This is a genomic window from Kitasatospora sp. NPDC005856 (genome assembly GCF_040629945.1).
In the GTDB taxonomy this organism is placed as follows: Bacteria; Actinomycetota; Actinomycetes; order Streptomycetales; family Streptomycetaceae; genus Kitasatospora.
This window is the reverse complement of the sequence record NZ_JBEXWT010000042.1, coordinates 58,488-74,751: the sequence shown is the minus strand read 5'-3', so window position 1 is coordinate 74,751 and position 16,264 is coordinate 58,488. Positions and strand designations below refer to the sequence as shown.

The 16,264-nt window shown below is 70.0% G+C and carries 19 protein-coding genes and 1 pseudogene; 15 read left to right on the top strand and 5 right to left on the bottom strand.

What is annotated here, in order from left to right:
* The 4 genes and pseudogenes from ABZ449_RS24475 to rfbA form a co-directional block, all read right to left on the bottom strand.
* Window positions 1-322: pseudogene (locus tag ABZ449_RS24475) on the bottom strand (hypothetical protein); the annotation flags it as partial.
* A 120-nt stretch (window positions 323-442) separates the two neighbouring features.
* Window positions 443-610 carry a glycoside hydrolase family 15 protein gene (locus ABZ449_RS24470; RefSeq protein ID WP_360349537.1) on the bottom strand — a complete coding sequence of 56 codons (168 nt, stop codon included), beginning with the start codon at window positions 608-610 and terminating at the stop codon, window positions 443-445.
* 77 nt (window positions 611-687) lie between these two features.
* Entirely contained in the window at window positions 688-1,287 is a 600-nt protein-coding gene (locus ABZ449_RS24465; protein ID WP_360349534.1) for a dTDP-4-dehydrorhamnose 3,5-epimerase family protein, read from the bottom strand.
* Entirely contained in the window at window positions 1,284-2,159 is an 876-nt protein-coding gene (gene rfbA / locus ABZ449_RS24460) for a glucose-1-phosphate thymidylyltransferase RfbA (protein ID WP_360349531.1), read from the bottom strand. The genes ABZ449_RS24465 and rfbA overlap by 4 nt, the downstream gene beginning before the upstream one ends.
* An 81-nt stretch (window positions 2,160-2,240) precedes the next feature.
* Between rfbA and rfbB the strand changes: the two genes are divergently transcribed.
* The 6 genes from rfbB to ABZ449_RS24430 all read left to right on the top strand — a co-directional run bounded on the left by rfbB (window position 2,241) and on the right by ABZ449_RS24430 (window position 7,547).
* On the top strand, window positions 2,241-3,218 hold the full coding sequence (rfbB, locus tag ABZ449_RS24455; protein ID WP_360349528.1) for a dTDP-glucose 4,6-dehydratase: 978 nt from the start codon (window positions 2,241-2,243) through the stop codon (window positions 3,216-3,218).
* A complete protein-coding gene (gene rfbD, locus ABZ449_RS24450; RefSeq protein ID WP_360349525.1) occupies window positions 3,215-4,150 on the top strand; it encodes a dTDP-4-dehydrorhamnose reductase in 936 nt (311 codons plus the stop codon). The genes rfbB and rfbD overlap by 4 nt, the downstream gene beginning before the upstream one ends.
* A gap of 17 nt (window positions 4,151-4,167) precedes the next feature.
* Window positions 4,168-5,484, top strand: a complete 1,317-nt coding sequence (locus ABZ449_RS24445) for a hypothetical protein (protein WP_360349522.1) — start codon at window positions 4,168-4,170, stop codon at window positions 5,482-5,484.
* A gap of 68 nt (window positions 5,485-5,552) precedes the next feature.
* The gene (locus tag ABZ449_RS24440) at window positions 5,553-6,242 is read left to right on the top strand and encodes a glycosyltransferase family 2 protein (RefSeq protein WP_360349519.1); all 690 of its coding nucleotides are present in this window, start codon (window positions 5,553-5,555) and stop codon (window positions 6,240-6,242) included.
* On the top strand, window positions 6,239-6,637 hold the full coding sequence (locus ABZ449_RS24435) for a DUF2304 domain-containing protein (protein WP_359820404.1): 399 nt from the start codon (window positions 6,239-6,241) through the stop codon (window positions 6,635-6,637). Before ABZ449_RS24440 ends, ABZ449_RS24435 begins: the two co-directional genes overlap by 4 nt.
* Before the next feature lie 4 nt (window positions 6,638-6,641).
* Window positions 6,642-7,547: a glycosyltransferase gene (locus ABZ449_RS24430; RefSeq protein WP_360349516.1), complete on the top strand. Its 906-nt coding sequence runs from the start codon at window positions 6,642-6,644 to the stop codon at window positions 7,545-7,547.
* An 89-nt stretch (window positions 7,548-7,636) separates the two neighbouring features.
* Here the strand turns inward: ABZ449_RS24430 and ABZ449_RS24425 are convergent, their stop codons facing one another.
* Window positions 7,637-9,403, bottom strand: coding sequence for a hypothetical protein (locus ABZ449_RS24425; RefSeq protein ID WP_360349513.1), 1,767 nt, complete (start codon window positions 9,401-9,403; stop codon window positions 7,637-7,639).
* A 289-nt stretch (window positions 9,404-9,692) separates the two neighbouring features.
* Between ABZ449_RS24425 and ABZ449_RS24420 the strand changes: the two genes are divergently transcribed.
* The 9 genes from ABZ449_RS24420 (at window position 9,693) to rpsC (ending at window position 16,262) form a co-directional block, all read left to right on the top strand.
* On the top strand, window positions 9,693-11,504 hold the full coding sequence (locus ABZ449_RS24420) for a hypothetical protein (RefSeq protein ID WP_360349510.1): 1,812 nt from the start codon (window positions 9,693-9,695) through the stop codon (window positions 11,502-11,504).
* A 393-nt stretch (window positions 11,505-11,897) separates the two neighbouring features.
* Window positions 11,898-12,206, top strand: coding sequence for a 30S ribosomal protein S10 (gene rpsJ / locus ABZ449_RS24415; RefSeq protein ID WP_012785157.1), 309 nt, complete (start codon window positions 11,898-11,900; stop codon window positions 12,204-12,206).
* 14 nt (window positions 12,207-12,220) lie between these two features.
* Window positions 12,221-12,868 carry a 50S ribosomal protein L3 gene (gene rplC / locus ABZ449_RS24410; protein WP_360349507.1) on the top strand — a complete coding sequence of 216 codons (648 nt, stop codon included), beginning with the start codon at window positions 12,221-12,223 and terminating at the stop codon, window positions 12,866-12,868.
* Window positions 12,869-12,872: 4 nt separating this feature from the next.
* Window positions 12,873-13,550, top strand: a complete 678-nt coding sequence (gene rplD / locus ABZ449_RS24405) for a 50S ribosomal protein L4 (RefSeq protein WP_360349504.1) — start codon at window positions 12,873-12,875, stop codon at window positions 13,548-13,550.
* A complete protein-coding gene (gene rplW / locus ABZ449_RS24400; protein WP_030280768.1) occupies window positions 13,550-13,867 on the top strand; it encodes a 50S ribosomal protein L23 in 318 nt (105 codons plus the stop codon). The genes rplD and rplW overlap by 1 nt, the downstream gene beginning before the upstream one ends.
* A gap of 43 nt (window positions 13,868-13,910) precedes the next feature.
* Complete coding sequence (gene rplB / locus ABZ449_RS24395) at window positions 13,911-14,747, top strand: 50S ribosomal protein L2 (protein WP_030393297.1); 837 nt, start codon at window positions 13,911-13,913, stop codon at window positions 14,745-14,747.
* 11 nt (window positions 14,748-14,758) lie between these two features.
* Complete coding sequence (gene rpsS / locus ABZ449_RS24390) at window positions 14,759-15,040, top strand: 30S ribosomal protein S19 (RefSeq protein WP_030055821.1); 282 nt, start codon at window positions 14,759-14,761, stop codon at window positions 15,038-15,040.
* 50 nt (window positions 15,041-15,090) lie between these two features.
* Window positions 15,091-15,438: a 50S ribosomal protein L22 gene (rplV, locus tag ABZ449_RS24385; protein WP_030232471.1), complete on the top strand. Its 348-nt coding sequence runs from the start codon at window positions 15,091-15,093 to the stop codon at window positions 15,436-15,438.
* Window positions 15,438-16,262, top strand: coding sequence for a 30S ribosomal protein S3 (rpsC, locus tag ABZ449_RS24380; RefSeq protein ID WP_049649041.1), 825 nt, complete (start codon window positions 15,438-15,440; stop codon window positions 16,260-16,262). Before rplV ends, rpsC begins: the two co-directional genes overlap by 1 nt.
* Window positions 16,263-16,264: the final 2 nt, after the last annotated feature.

The window sequence follows — 16,264 nt, the reverse complement described above, 5'->3', positions numbered from 1 at the left end:
CCGTGGTGGTGGTCCGCACCCAGAAGCTGACCGTCAGGTCGCAGTTGGCCGGCACGGTGACGGTGGTACGCAGCAGGTCGCTGCGCGTCACGTCCAGCCCCGCGAAGGTGGCGTACCCGCGCCCGGTGTGTGCGGGCCGGGTCGCGTCGCCGAAGACGACGATGCGGGGGCCGGCGCTCCAGCCTGTCGCGCCGCGCTCGAACCCCGGGTTCGGGTGGATCTGCCCGGCGCAGGGCGGGTCGGCGACCGGCTGGCCGTGGGATGCGCTGCCCGTGGTCAGGAGCAGGGCCGCGGCCACTGCGGTGGTGACGAAGGCTTTCATCAGGTCTCCCCGCGTGAATACATTCGAGATGGTCGATATGTATCGACGATGCGCGATGGACGTGGGCGCGTCAAGCCCTTCCCGAGGTGGGCTCGCACGCGGGGTGACGGGCGACCGGCGCTACCGGCGGCGGCGGGCGTCAGCCTCGGTGTCGAGCAGGTCGTTGAGGGTCAGCGCGGAGTTGATCAGGGAGAGGTGGCTGAACGCCTGCGGATAGTTGCCGATCTGCTCCCCGGTGGCGGCGATCTCCTCGGCATAGAGGCCGAGGTGGTTGCTGAAGGTGAACATCTTCTCGAAGGTGAGTCGGGCGTCGGGGGGGGGGGCGGGCCGGGCCCCCCCCCCCCCCTCCGCATGGGCCGGGTCGGTTACTGCTGCCGGAGCGATTCCGTGTAGGCCTTGCAGGCCTGGTAGTCCGGCAGCAGGCCGGTGGCGAGGGCCTCCGCGAGGGAGGGCGCCACCGCGTCACGGGCCGACAGCTGCGGGGCGTCGGTCGGCCACTCGATGCCGAGCTCCGGGTCCAGCGGGTGCACGCCGTGCTCGCCGGTCGGGTTGTACGTCGCCGAGCAGAGGTAGGTCAGCGTGGCGTCGTCGGTCAGGGCGCAGAAGCCGTGGCCGAGGCCCTCCGGGATGTAGACGGCGTTGCGCTGGGTGTCGTCCAGCCGGACGAACTCCCACGTGCCGAAGTTCGGCGAGCCGACCCGCAGGTCGACGATGACGTCCAGTACCGCGCCGCGGGTGCAGGACACGTACTTGGCCTGGCCGGGCGGGACGTCGGCGAAGTGGATGCCGCGGACGACGTCCTTGGCGGAGAGCGACAGGTTGGCCTGGGCCAGGTTCAGCGGGTGGCCGACGACCTCGGCGAGGAGGTCGAAGCGGTACCACTCGGTGAAGTGGCCGCGGGCGTCGCCGTGCACCTGGGGGACGATCTCGAACGCGCCCTCGATGGAGAGCTCACGGAACTTCACCGGGCGGCCGCCTCTTCGAGCAGGCCCAGCAGGTACTGGCCGTAGCCGCTCTTCAGCAGCGGCTCGGCGAGCTCGCGCAGCTGGGCGTCGTCGATCAGCCCGGCCCGCCAGACGGCCTCCTCGATGCAGCCGATCTTGAAGCCCTGGCGCTCCTCGATGACCCGGACGAACTCCGAGGCCTGGACCATCGACACGAACGTGCCGGTGTCCAGCCAGGCGGTGCCGCGGTCGAGGATCGTCACGTGCAGGTCGCCGGTGCGCAGGTAGGCGTCGTTGACGGCGGTGATCTCCAGCTCGCCGCGGGCGCTCGGCTCCAGGGTGCGGGCGATCTCGACGACCCGGTTGTCGTAGAAGTACAGGCCGGGGACGGCGTAACGGGACTTGGGCTCGGTCGGCTTCTCCTCGATGGAGATGACCTGACCGGTCCCGTCGAACTCGACCACGCCGTACGCGGTCGGGTCGGCCACGGGGTACGCGAAGACCCGGCCGCCCTTGATGTCGGAGTGCTCGGTGAGCGAGGTGCCCAGGCCGGTGCCGTGGAAGATGTTGTCGCCGAGGATCAGGGCCACCGGCTCGTCGCCGATGAAGTCCGCGCCGAGCACGAACGCCTGGGCGATGCCCTCGGGCTTCTCCTGGACGGCGTACTGGAGCTTCAGGCCGAACTGGGAGCCGTCGCCCAGCAGCCGTTCGAACTGGTCCCGGTCGTTCGGGGTGGTGATGATCAGGATTTCGCTGATCCCGGCCATCACCAGGGTCGAGAGGGGGTAGTAGATCATCGGCTTGTCGAAGACCGGGAGGAGCTGCTTCGACACCGCACGGGTCAGGGGCCAAAGCCGCGAGCCGGTGCCGCCGGCCAGGAGGATTCCACGCATGGGTGCACCCTATTCGAGATCCGTGAACGCAGGAGGGGCCGGGTCGGGAGGGCGTTCGGGCGGCGGTAGACTACGCGCATTATGCGCATCCTCGTGACCGGCGGCGCCGGATTCATCGGTTCGGAGTTCGTCCGTCAGCTCCTCGGGGCTGACGAGAATGCCCGGATCACGGTCTTTGACAAGCTCACCTATTCGGGTGTCCTGGAGAACCTGGCCCCGGTGGCCGACCACCCGGGCTACACCTTCGTCCAGGGCGACATCTGCGACACGGACGCCGTCGACCAGGTCATGCCGGGTCACGACGTGGTGGTGCACTTCGCCGCCGAGTCCCACGTGGACCGTTCGATCGCCGGCGCGGGCCCGTTCGTGCTGACCAACGTCGTCGGCACCCAGGTGCTCCTCGACGCGGCCCGCAAGCACGGCGTCGGCCGCTTCGTGCACATCTCCACCGACGAGGTGTACGGCTCGATCAGCGAGGGCTCCTGGACCGAGACCTGGCCGCTGGAGCCGAACTCCCCGTACTCGGCCTCCAAGGCCTCCTCCGACCTGCTGGCGCTGGCCTACCACCGCACCCACGGCATGGACGTCGTGGTGACCCGTTGCTCCAACAACTACGGGCACTACCAGTTCCCGGAGAAGGTCATCCCGCTGTTCACCACCAACCTGATCGACGGCAAGAAGGTGCCGCTGTACGGCGACGGTGGCAACATCCGCGACTGGCTGCACGTCTCGGACCACTGCCGGGGCATCGAGCTGGTCATGCGCGGCGGCCGCGCGGGCGAGGTCTACAACATCGGCGGCGGCACCGAGGCGACCAACAAGGAGCTGACCGGCCTGCTGCTGGAGGCCGCCGGCGCGAGCTGGGACATGGTCGAGCACGTCGCGGACCGCAAGGGCCACGACCTCCGCTACTCCATCGACATCAGCAAGATCCGTGAGGAGCTCGGCTACGAGCCGCAGGTCCGCTTCGAGGACGGCCTCGCCGCCACCATCGCGTGGTACCGCGAGAACCGCGCCTGGTGGGAGCCGCTGAAGCAGAAGGCGGCCCTGGCCAAGTGACCGAGAACGCCGCCGCGCCCGTGCGCTGGCTGGTCACCGGCGCGGCCGGGATGCTCGGGCAGGACCTGCTGACGGTGCTGGGCGCCGACGGGACCGCCGAGATCACCGCGCTGCGCCGGGCGGACCTCGACATCACCGACGCGGCGGCCGTCCTGGCCGCCGTCGAGGGCCACGACATCGTGGTCAACTGCGCCGCGTGGACCAACGTCGACGCCGCGGAGACCGAGGAGGACGCCGCCACCGCCGTCAACGGCACCGGTGTGCGCCACCTCGCCGCGGCCTGCGCCAAGACCGGCGCGCGGCTGCTGCACGTCTCCACCGACTACGTCCTGCCGGGCGACGCCACCGAGCCCTGCCCGGAGGACGCCCCGACCGCGCCGGTGAACGCCTACGGCCGCGGCAAGCTGGTGGGGGAGCAGGCGGTCACCGAACTGCTCCCGGCGCACGGCTACGTCGTGCGCACCGCCTGGCTGTACGGCGAGCACGGCCCGAACTTCGTGGCCACCATGCTCAAGCTCGCCGCCCAGCGGGACACCCTGGACGTGGTGGACGACCAGCACGGCCAGCCGACCTGGTCGTACGCGCTGGCCGGCCGCCTGGTCGAGCTCGGCCGGGCCGCGCTCGCCGGGCAGGCCCCGGCCGGGATCTACCACGGCACCGCGAGCGGCCGGACCACCTGGTGCGGGCTGGCCCGCGAGACCTACGCGCTGAGCGGGCTGGACCCGGAGCGGATCCGCCCGACCACGTCGGAGGCCTTCGTCCGCCCGGCCGCCCGCCCGGCCTTCAGCGTGCTGGCCCACGACCGCTGGGCCGCCGCCGGACTGGCTCCGCTGCCCGAGTGGCGGGCCATGCTGGCCGAGGCGCTGGCCCGGCCCGTCTTCGCCGAACTGGCCGCCACGGCCCGGAGCACCGAGAGCGACAGACCTCAGTGAAGAAAGCACTGACGAAGGTGGCTGCCGCGCTACCGCCGGGAACCCTGGCGGTGGCCGGCGGCACCGTCGTCCTGGGCGCCGCCTCCTACATCCACCTCGGGGTGGCGGGCCACAGCCTGTCCGTCGACGACATGGCGAACGTCTCGCTGCTGTGGACGATCGTGATGTCCGTCGGCATCGGCGTCTTCTTCCCGATCGAGCAGGAGCTCACCCGGATCGTCGCGGCGCGCGCGGCGCTCGGCCACGGCGCCGCCCCGGTGCTGCGCCGGGCGACCCTGCTCACCGGCGGGATCCTCGCGGCGACCCTGCTCGTCCTCGGCGCCGCCTCCGGCCCGATCTCGCGGTCGATGTTCCACGGCGACCGCTCGCTGGTGCTGGCGCTCGGCGGGGCCTTCACCGGGATGGCCGTCTGCTACCTCACCCGTGGCGTGCTGGCCGGCCTCGGCCGCTTCGGCGCGTACGGCACCCAGCTCGGCCTGGACGGCGGCCTGCGGATCGGCCTGGCCTTCGCCTTCGGCGTCGCCGGGGTGCACTCGGCGCTCGCGTTCAGCCTGATCCTGGCCGTCGCGCCGGTCCTCGCCACGATCGTCACGCTGCCGCCGCTGCTGCGCGCGGTGAAGCCGGGTGAGCAGGTCCGCTGGTCCGAGCTCTGCTCCGGGCTCGGCCTGCTGATCTGTTCGACGCTGCTCTCGCAGGTCGTGGTGAACGCGGCCGTGGTGAGCACCAAGCTGCTCGCCCCCTCCGACTCCGCGCTGATCGCCGCCCTGCTCAACGCGCTGGTGCTGGCCCGGGTGCCGCTGTTCGTCTTCGGTTCGCTCCAGGCCTCGCTGCTGAACGGGCTCTCCGCCGCGATCGCGGTCGGGGACCGGGCCGCCTTCACCGGGATGCTCAAGAAGATCGGCCTCGTGGTGGGCGGGCTCGGCCTGCTCGGCGGGATCCCGGCGGTCGCCCTCGGCCCGTGGCTGATCCAGGTGCTGTTCGGCGCCAAGCCGGTGCTCGGCTGCCTCGACTTCTTCTGGCTGTCCGCCGGAACCGTGGCGTACATGTTCGCGATGGTGCTCGGCCAGGCGCTGATGGTATTCAAGCGGCACAACCTTCAGCTGCTCTGCTGGGCGGTCGGCACCGTGGTCCTCGCCGGGGTGACCTTCCTGCCGGGCGAGGTCTCGACCCGCGTGATCCTTGCGTACACGGCGGGTTCCGTGGCGGCCGTCCTCGGTATGCTGGCGGTGCTGAGGCAGAGTTTCGCCCGTTCGGCGACCGATTCCGCCGGCCCCGTCCGGCAGCCGGGGGACCCGAACGCCGCGGTGTTGAGCAGCCGGACGGCCGGTGAATGACCGTGTCCGCCCCTCACCTTCAGATCGCCGCGCAGCAGCGCGGGCCAGACCCCATTCATGGAGCCTCCGTGTCCCAGTACGACGATGTTTGGCTGGTGATCCCGGCCTACAACGAGGGCCAGGTGATCGCCGACGTTGTGGAGGGGGCGCGAAAGACGTTCCCGAACATCGTGGTCGTCGATGACGGCAGCGGCGACGACTCGGCCAAGCACATCATGGAGACGGGCGCGCACCTGGTGCGCCACCCGGTCAACCTCGGTCAGGGTGCCGCCCTCCAGACCGGCCTCGCCTACGCCCTGGCCCAGCCGGGCGCCAAGTACTTCGCCACCTTCGACGCCGACGGTCAGCACCAGACCGGCGACGTCGAGAAGATGGTCGCCCTGCTGCGGGAGGGCGACGTGGACGTCGTCCTCGGCTCGCGCTTCATCGAGCAGAACGGGCAGGTGCCGTGGATCAAGCGGGTCGTCCTGCGCACCGCGGCGACCGTCAGCCCGACCGCTCGCAAGCTCAAGCTGACCGACTCCCACAACGGTCTGCGGGTGCTGAACCGCGAGGCCGCCGGCCGGCTGCGGATCACCATGAACGGCATGGCGCACGCGTCGGAGATCGTCAGTTTCCTCGCCGGCTCGGACCTCCGGGTCGCCGAACTCCCGGTGGACATCCTGTACACCGACTACTCACGCGCCAAGGGTCAGTCCCTGATCAACGGCGTCAACATCATCTTCGACATCTCGCTGCGGGAGCGTAGCCGCCGATGAAATTCTTCTGGATCCAGCTGGTTCTCATTCTCGGCTCGGTCACTCTCGCCTTCATGTTCATCCGGCGTTGGGACCGTGCCAACACCCGCGCCTGGAAGCGCATCGCGTTCTCGGTCTTCGTGGTCGTGAACATCTACGCGGTGCTGCGTCCCACCGACGTGACCTGGCTGGCCCACCAGCTCGGCGTCGGCCGCGGCACCGACCTGGTGCTGTACGTGATGGTGCTGGGGATGGGCTTCCTGACCCTGAACACCTTCCTGCGCTTCCGCTCGCTGGAGAAGAAGCTCACCGACCTGGCGCGCACCGTGGCGATCAACGAGGGTGCCCGCCTGAACGAGGAGCGCTTCGACCTGGACCTGCCGGTCTCGGCGCCGGTCGACCGCAGCAAGGCCTGATCCCGTGGCGACCTTCGAGTTCATGCTGCCGTACTACGGCGATGTGGCGCTGATGCAGGCCGCCGTGCGGAGCATCCTGGCGCAGACCGACCGGGACTTCCGGCTGACCGTCATCGACGACGGCAAGGAGCCGGACGTCCCGGGCTGGTTCGCCTCGCTCGGCGACGACCGGGTGACCTACCAGCGCAACGAGCAGAACCTCGGCATCACCAGGAACTTCCAGAAGTGCGTGGAGCTGTCCACGGCCGACCACGTGGTCATCATGGGCTGCGACGACCTGCTGCACCCGCACTACCTGGAGACCGTCCGGTCGATCCTCAAGGACAACCCGGACCTGGGCATGGTGCAGCCGGGCGTCGAGGTCATCGACGGCACCGGTGAGGTCAGCCGCTCCGGCCTGGCGGACAACGTCAAGGAGAAGATCTACGCGCCGACCGTCAAGGGCCGGCGGCTGATGGGCGGCGAGGAGCTGGCCGCCAGCGTGCTGCGCGGCAACTGGCTCTACTTCCCGTCGATCTGCTGGCGGGGCGAGGCGCTGCGCGCGGTCAACTTCCGTGACGAGTACTCGGTGATCCAGGACCTGGCCCTGGTCGTCGACCTGCTGGAGCGCGGCGAGCAGATGATGGTGGACAACACCACCGTCGTCTTCCAGTACCGCCGGCACGCCGTCAGCGAGTCCGCGGTGCAGGCCTTCTCCGGCACCCGGTTCACCGAGGCGGAGCGGTACTTCAACGCGGTGGCCGAGCGGATGGACGCCCGCGGCTGGCCGAAGGCCGCCCGCGCGGCCCGGTTCCGCAGCGCCTCGCGCCTGCACGCGCTGACCATGCTGCCGGGCGCGCTGAAGCGCGGCCAGCGGGCCGGTGCCAAGGTCCTGGTCCGCCACGCGCTGACCGGCGGAGAGCGGCACTGACGCCTCGTACGTCCTGATACGGCACTGGGCCGGTAGTCCGAGTTCGGACTACCGGCCCAGTGCCGTTTCGAGGCGTTCCCGCCGGGGGCCTACCCGCCCCAGCCCGAGGGGCCGAGCGGGTCGGGCTGCCGGGGCGGGTACGGGTTGACCTTCGGGCACATCAGCTTCCCGGGGTCGGGCAGCGGCTCGAGCAGGTCGCTGATGTCCCGCGGCTGCTTGCACTGGCCGTCGGGCGCGTAGCGCGAGCAGTGGCCCTTGGTGTCGGCGGTGCTCTGCGCGATCCAGGCCAGCGCGCCGGGGCCCCAGTGCGGGTCGGGCATGTACTTGCTGGCGGTGGCGGAGCCGGCCATGCCGAAGAGCAGGCCCAGGGCGCAGACGGCGCCGACGGCCACGCCGCGCGGGTTGAGGCGCAGCGGGAGCCGGCGGCCGGTGCCCTCGGCGGGCTCGGCGGCCGGGTCCGCGTCGGCGGCGGCGCTCTGGCGGCGGCGGACGATCAGGTAGCAGGCGAGGCCGACGAGGACCAGCAGGCAGTAGAGCAGCTGGGCGCTGGTGCGCGGGTAGAGCATGACGGCCTGGTCGCGCTCCATGTGGGAGGCGTACCAGTAGCGCATCAGCAGGGCGCTCGCGGTGCAGGCGGCGGCGGTCAGGACGGTGGTCCGGCCGATCCCGAGGGCCAGCGCCACGCCCAGGCCGACCAGCAGGAGGACCGTGAACAGGCCGACCCCGCCGATCTCACCGGGGACCGGCCAGGTGCCCTGGGCGTCGGTGCCGGGGAGGTCGTCGCGCCACATCGCGAAGTAGGTCGGCTCGGTGTACGTGTCGAAGTAGCAGTACCGGTCGATCGTGCTGCCGGCGGACCCGAGCAGCCGGACCAGGTAGACGCCGGAGACGAGCAGGAAGACCCCGCCGGCGGCGCCGATCGCGCTCAGGCCGTTGAGCAGGCCGGCCGTCCCACCGGTGCGGCGGGCCCGCAGCAGCAGCACCACCGTGAGCACCACCACGCCGGCGGCGGACCACACGAACCAGCCGGAGTAGAGGAGGAACAGCAGCCCGATCCCGAGGCCGAGCACGGCGCCGCGCAGGGCGGCGGTGCGGCGCTGGAGTTCCGGGGCGCGCTGGAGCAGCTGCATCAGCTTCGCCAGCACGGGCAGGAAGGCGACGAGCACGAAGGTGGTGTACGGCTTGTACGGCTGCGCCATCGGCAGCGCGGCGGTGACGCCGATCCCGAGCGCCCACAGCGGCGGCAGCAGCAGGCGCCAGGACAGGTAGGCGAGCGGGCCGAGCATCGCGACGAACACCAGGTCGACGAGCTTGAGCGCGTAGCCGACCTGTCCGTGGGTGAGGTGCTCGGCGACGAAGGCGACGATGTGCGGGAACAGCGGCGGGTAGGCGCCGTCGAGGGACTTGCCGTCCATCAGGGCGCCGACCCAGGCCTGGAGGCTGCCGGAGTCGCCCTGCTGGGCGTAGAGCGGCCAGTTGGTGTCGCGCAGCGCGAGGGAGATGCCGGCGGCCAGGACGCCGGAGGACAGGCCGGCGACCGCGGCGGCGGCGAACCGCACCGGGAGGTCCGCCCAGCGGCGCATCGCCGGCACCAGGACCAGGACGACGATGCCGAGCAGCAGCAGGAGCCGGAGCTGGAGCGCCGCGAGGCCGCTGACCTGGCCGATCCGCGACATGGGGTTCAGTCGGACGGACCATGCCAGCCCGGTCATGAGCAGCGCCGCCGTGACCGCGGTCAGGATCTCCGCGGTCCAGAGGACGGCGGGTAGGCGAAGAACGTCCGCCCGTCTCCCCTGACTGGGCGGTATGCCCTGTTGCCTGCCCGAGGCGGGGGCGGGCTGCACGCTCGTCGTCACTGTTCGGTCCTTCTGCTTCCGCAACGGTTCGGATGCGGCGGCGGTGTGTGGTTTCGGTGGCCGGACACCGCGATTCTGCCAGCACCTCGGTCGGCGGTGCGGCGCGGGCCGAACCACCGTTCCCGAGCTGGCCGTTGTCGTTCACGGGAGGAGGAGCGCGTTGGCTCCGGCCGATCGACGCGTGGCACACTGCCGATGCGCTTCGACGAGTGGTGGCAGGACCCGTGGCGCGCCGTCCGGAACCGGCCATGACGAGATCGTCAACTCATACAACTAGGGAAGTGTCCCGGTGCAGCCGTTGATCGACTCCGCCCACACGTCCGAGGGGCCGCGCCGGGGTGAGGACGGCGACGGGACCGCCTCCGGCACCCCGGCCGTGCTGCTCCGGCTGCGGGTGCTCGCCGCCCACCGCTGGTTCTGGCCGCTGGCCCTCCTGCTCGGGTACGGCGCGCAGGTGGCGTTCCGCCTGGTGCTGTCGATCCACAACTACTTCCCGTCGGTGCACGCCGACGAGGACTCCTACCTGGTGATAGCGCGGGTGCTGGCCGGCCGGCCGACCACCGAGATGCCGGTCGGCGTGGTGATCCCGGGCGGCTACCCGCTGCTGATCTCGCCGGCGCTGCGGATCGCCGACAACCCGGCCACCGCGTACCACCTGGTGATGGGCATCAACGCGGTGCTCAACGCGCTGGTGTTCCCGCTGGCGGTGGTGGCGGCGCGCCGGCTGGGTCTGTCCCGGCCGCACGCGTACCTGGTGGGCACCGCCGCGGCGCTGGTGCCGCCGGTGGTCTTCTACTCCCAGTTCGTCATGTCGGACACCGTGCTCCCGGTGCTCCTGCTGGCCTGGCTGATCGCGATGCACGGCTGGCTGTCGCCGGGCTCGACGCGCCGCCGCACGCTGTACGCGGTGGGGACGGGCCTGGCGGCCGGCTACACGATGGCCACCCACGACCGCGGCGGCGTGGTCGTGGCGCTGACCGCGCTGGTCCTGCTCGTGGTGCTGGCCGTCGGCTGGGCGCCGCGGCTCGCCTCGCTGGCCGGCGTCGGCGCGCTCGGCGTGTCGTACCTGGGCGCGAAGCTGCTGGCGGGCTTCGTCGAGGGCCAGTTCAAGGACGTGCCGCCGAGCGACGTCGGCAACAAGGTCTTCGAGAACCTCGAGAACAGCGACTACATCGGCACGATCGTCGCCCGCACCTTCGGGCAGCTCTGGTACTTCATGGTCTCGACGTACGGCTTCGGGGCGATCGCCCTCGTGCTGTGCGTGGTGGTGGTGTTCCGGCGCCGTTACTCGGTGGCCGAGCGGGTGGTGGCCTGCACCCTGGTGGCCATGCTGTTCGGCACCGCGCTGGCCTCCGCGGCCGGCCTGGCGGACAACGCCCGGACCGACAACTGGGTGTACGCCCGGTACTGCGCGGTGCTGGTGCCGCTGTTCCTGGTGGTCGGCCTGACCGCGCTGTTCCGGGCCCGGGTCCGCGCGCTGCTGTGGATGGCGCTGGTCGGCACGGCGGTGATCGGTGTCATCCAGGTGTCGGTCGGCGCGTACGCGGGGGCGGAGCTCAAGAACTGGATCAGCCCGTGGACCGTGCCGGACGCGATGTTCCTGGCCTCCACCTGGGACGGTCTGCACATGATCCGGACGAGCTTCGGCGCGCTGGCGGTGCTGGCCGCCTGCCTGCTGCTGCGGGTGGCGGGTGGTCGCCGGGTGGTCGCCGCGGTGGTGGGCTGCCTGACGCTGTTCGCCGCCTACTCGACGGTCGCCATCACCGACAACGTCGCCGAGCCGCACGCCAAGTTCCGCAAGTACCAGGCGGTCGGCGTGGCCAAGGAGGCGGGCCTGCACAAGGGTGACAACGTCGTCCTGGACATGGACCTCGACTGGGACACCCGGATGGCGATGGCCTACGAGGTCTACTGGGGCCGGGTCTGGTCGGACGACCTGAAGGACGGCTCCACCCCGCCGGAGAAGGCCACCGCGTACCTGGCGGCGACGGCCACCGCCAAGGGCGCCCCGCCGGAGGCCAGCTGGCCGGACCCGAAGCCCGGCTGGCACATCGCGAAGTACAACAAGGACCGCGGCTGGGTGCTCTGGCGCAAGGGCTGAGCAGGGACGTCACCCCGTCGGGGTCGGTGAGGAGCGCCTCACCGGCCCCGATTGGCATCCGGGCTGCTCCATGTGGCAGTATGTCCAAGTTGCTCGGTTGAGTGCCGATGCTGCGCGCCTCCCGCCGGGAGGACCGGAAGCGAGTCCCATGTACTCGTCGTTCCCGTGATGGCCGTCAAGCGTGAGTTCTACGCCACGGCAGCTGCGGGGCGGACGTACGGGAATCTTCCGGGAAGCGTACGCGGGGCCTCGATCCGGCACCCCCCACCCCGAAAGTTCGAAACCGACGAAGTGCTTCGCCGGTTTTTTGCAAGCGCGAGTGCGACACGCCCGAGCGCGGGGGTCGGAGGGGCGGTCGTGCAGCAACTAAGGACAAAGGACTACTGAGTAGCCATGGCGGGACAGAAGATCCGCATCCGGCTCAAGGCCTACGACCACGAGGTCATCGATTCCTCGGCGAAGAAGATCGTCGAGACGGTGATCCGTACTGGTGCGCAGGTCGCGGGCCCGGTGCCGCTGCCCACTGAGAAGAACGTGTACTGCGTCATCCGCTCGCCGCACAAGTACAAGGACTCGCGCGAGCACTTCGAGATGCGTACTCACAAGCGTCTGATCGACATCCTCGACCCCACGCCGAAGACGGTTGACTCGCTGATGCGTCTCGACCTGCCGGCGGGCGTCGACATCGAGATCAAGCTCTGAGAGGCGCACCGAAGATGGCTAAGCAGATGAAGGGCATCCTGGGCGAGAAGCTCGGCATGACCCAGGTCTGGGACGAGAACAACCGGGTCGTTCCGGTGACCGTCGTCAAGGCCGGGCCGAATGTCGTGACCCAGGTCCACACCGCCGACAGCCCGGCCGGCTACGACGCCGTCCAGATCGGCTTCGGCGAGATCGACCCCCGCAAGGTGAACAAGCCCCTCGCGGGTCACTTCGCCAAGGCCGGTGTCACCCCGCGCCGCCACCTGGTCGAGCTCCGTACCTCGGACGCGTCCGAGTACACCCTGGGCCAGGAGATCACCGCGGAGCTGTTCGAGGCGGGTGTCAAGGTCGACGTGACCGGCACCTCCAAGGGCAAGGGCTTCGCCGGTGTCATGAAGCGCCACAACTTCCGGGGCCTCGGCGCTGGTCACGGTGTGCAGCGCAAGCACCGCTCGCCCGGCTCGATCGGTGGCTGCGCCACCCCGGGTCGCGTGTTCAAGGGCGTGAGGATGGCCGGCCGGATGGGCCACGAGCGTGTGACCACCCAGAACCTGACCATCCATGCCGTTGACGCGGAGAAGGGGCTGCTCCTGATCAAGGGCGCAATCCCGGGCCCGAACGGCGGCCTCGTCCTCGTCCGCACCGCGGCGAAGGGGCTGTGAGGATATGAGCACCATTGACATCCTGTCGCCCTCGGGTGACAAGACCGGCAGCCTTGAGCTCCCGGCCGAGATCTTCGACGCGAAGGTCAGCGTTCCGCTGATGCACCAGGTCGTCGTGGCGCAGCTCGCTGCGGCCCGTCAGGGCACCCACAAGACCAAGTCTCGTGGCGAGGTCCGCGGTGGCGGCAAGAAGCCGTACCGCCAGAAGGGCACCGGCCGCGCCCGTCAGGGCTCGACCCGTGCGCCGCAGTTCGCCGGCGGTGGCGTCGTGCACGGTCCCGTGCCGCGTGACTACTCGCAGCGGACCCCGAAGAAGATGATCGCCGCCGCCCTGCGCGGTGCGCTCACCGACCGGGCCCGCCACAACCGCATTCACGTCGTCACCGGCGTGACCGCGACCGAGGCGCCGTCGACCAAGGCCGCCAAGAGCCTGTTCGGCAAGATCACCGAGCGCAAGAACGTCCTCCTGGTCGTCGAGCGCGAGGACGAGCTGGGCCTGAAGTCCGCTCGCAACCTGCCGCACGTGCACATCCTGGACGCCGGTCAGCTGAACACCTACGACGTGCTCGTCTCCGACGATGTGGTCTTCACCCAGGCCGCCTTCGAGCGTTTCGTGGCCGGTCCGGCCGCGTCCGCCAAGGCCGTTGCCGCTGAGGGCGAGCTCGAAGGGAGCGCCGCCTGATGAGCGACGTTACGAGCAAGACGTTCACGGACCCCCGTGACGTCCTGGTGAAGCCGGTCATCTCCGAGAAGAGCTACAGCCTTCTCGACGAGAACAAGTACACGTTCATCGTGTCGCCGGGCGCCAACAAGACCCAGATCAAGCAGGCCGTCGAGGCGGTCTTCTCGGTCAAGGTCGAGGCTGTCAACACGATCAACCGTCAGGGCAAGCGCAAGCGCTCCAAGACGGGCTTTGGCAAGCGCAAGGACACCAAGCGCGCCATCGTGACGCTGGCCGAGGGCAACCGCATCGACATCTTCGGTGGTCCGGTCTCCTAACGGAGATCGTGATCGTCGATAAGGACGAGGACGAGAGAGCCAAATGGGCATCCGCAAGTACAAGCCGACTACGCCGGGCCGTCGTGGCTCCAGCGTGGCCGACTTCGTAGAGATCACGCGGTCCACTCCGGAGAAGTCGCTGGTTCGCCCGCTGCACAGCAAGGGCGGCCGTAACAACGCCGGTCGGATCACCGTTCGCCACCAGGGTGGCGGGCACAAGCGCGCCTACCGCGTGATCGACTTCCGTCGTCACGACAAGGACGGCGTGCCGGCGAAGGTCGCGCACATCGAGTACGACCCGAACCGCACCGCGCGCATCGCGCTCCTGCACTACGCGGACGGCGAGAAGCGCTACATCATCGCGCCGCGCGGCATCACGCAGGGTGACCGGATCGAGAACGGCGCTGGCGCCGACATCAAGCCGGGCAACAACCTGCCGCTGCGCAACATCCCGGTCGGTACCACCATCCACGCGGTGGAGCTGCGTCCCGGTGGCGGTGCCAAGCTGGCCCGCTCCGCCGGTTCCGGCATCCAGCTGCTGGCGCGTGAGGGCAAGATGGCGCACCTGCGCATGCCCTCCGGCGAGATCCGCCTGGTGGACGCGCGCTGCCGCGCGACCGTCGGCGAGGTCGGCAACGCCGAGCAGTCGAACATCAACTGGGGCAAGGCCGGCCGTATGCGCTGGAAGGGCGTCCGCCCGACCGTGCGTGGTGTCGCCATGAACCCGATCGACCACCCGCACGGTGGTGGTGAGGGTAAGACCTCTGGTGGCCGCCACCCGGTCTCGCCGTGGGGCCAGAAGGAGGGTCGCACCCGTCGCCCGAAGAAGGCGTCGGACGCTCTCATCGTGCGCCGCCGCAAGACCAACAAGAAGCGCTAGGAGCAGGTCAGATGCCGCGCAGTCTCAAGAAGGGCCCCTTCATCGACGGCCACCTTCTCAAGAAGGTGGACGCTCAGAACGAGGCGGGTACCCAGAACGTCATCAAGACCTGGTCCCGTCGCTCCGTGATCTTCCCGGCCATGCTCGGCCACACGATCGCGGTGCACGATGGCCGTAAGCACGTCCCGGTGTTCGTCACCGAGTCGATGGTCGGCCACAAGCTCGGCGAGTTCGCGCCGACGCGCACGTTCCGCGGTCACGTCAAGGACGACCGCAAGTCGAAGCGTCGCTAGTCGCCAGCGAGATTACCGACTCAATGACTTACACCAGCAAGGGGACAACCATGGAAGCCAGGGCCCAGGCGCGGTACATCCGCGTCACGCCCATGAAGGCCCGCCGCGTGGTGGACCTCATCCGTGGCTTGAATGCCACGGAGGCCCAGGCCGTCCTGCGTTTCGCTCCGCAGGCCGCCACCGTGCCGGTTGGCAAGGTGCTCGACAGCGCCATCGCCAACGCCGCGCACAACTACAACCACTCCAACGTGGACGACCTCTACATCTCCGAGGCGTACGTTGACGAGGGCCCGACCCTGAAGCGGTTCCGTCCGCGTGCCCAGGGCCGCGCCTACCGGATCCGCAAGCGGACCAGCCACATCACCGTGGTCGTCAGCAGCAAGGAAGGGACCCGGTAATGGGCCAGAAGGTTAACCCGCACGGGTTCCGCCTCGGCATCAGCACGGACTTCAAGTCCCGCTGGTACGCCGACAAGCTGTACAAGGACTACGTCAAGGAAGACGTTGCCATTCGTCGCATGATGACGAAGGGCATGGAGCGCGCCGGCATCTCCAAGGTCGAGATCGAGCGCACCCGCGACCGCGTCCGTGTGGACATCCACACCGCTCGCCCCGGCATCGTCATCGGTCGCCGTGGCACCGAGGCCGACCGCATCCGCGGCGACCTCGAGAAGCTGACCGGCAAGCAGGTCCAGCTGAACATCCTCGAGGTCAAGAACCCCGAGCTGGACGCCCAGCTCGTGGCTCAGGGCGTCGCGGAGCAGCTGTCCTCCCGCGTCTCCTTCCGTCGTGCCATGCGCAAGTCGATGCAGGGCACCATGAAGTCCGGCGCCAAGGGCATCAAGGTCCAGTGCTCCGGTCGTCTCGGCGGCGCCGAGATGAGCCGTTCGGAGTTCTACCGCGAGGGTCGCGTGCCGCTGCACACCCTGCGCGCGAACGTCGACTACGGCTTCTTCGAGGCCAAGACCACCTTCGGCCGCATCGGCGTGAAGGTCTGGATCTACAAGGGCGACGTCAAGAACATCGCCGAGGTCCGCGCTGAGAACGCCGCTGCCCGCTCGGGCAACCGCCCGGCCCGTCCCGAGGGTGGTCGTCCCGCCCGCGGTGGCGACCGCCGTGGTGGCGAGCGCGGTGGCCGTGGCCGTCGTCCCGCCGCTGCCGAGGCCCCCGCGGCCCCGGCCGCCGAGGCTCCGGCTGCCGAGAACACCGGAACGGAGGCCTGACT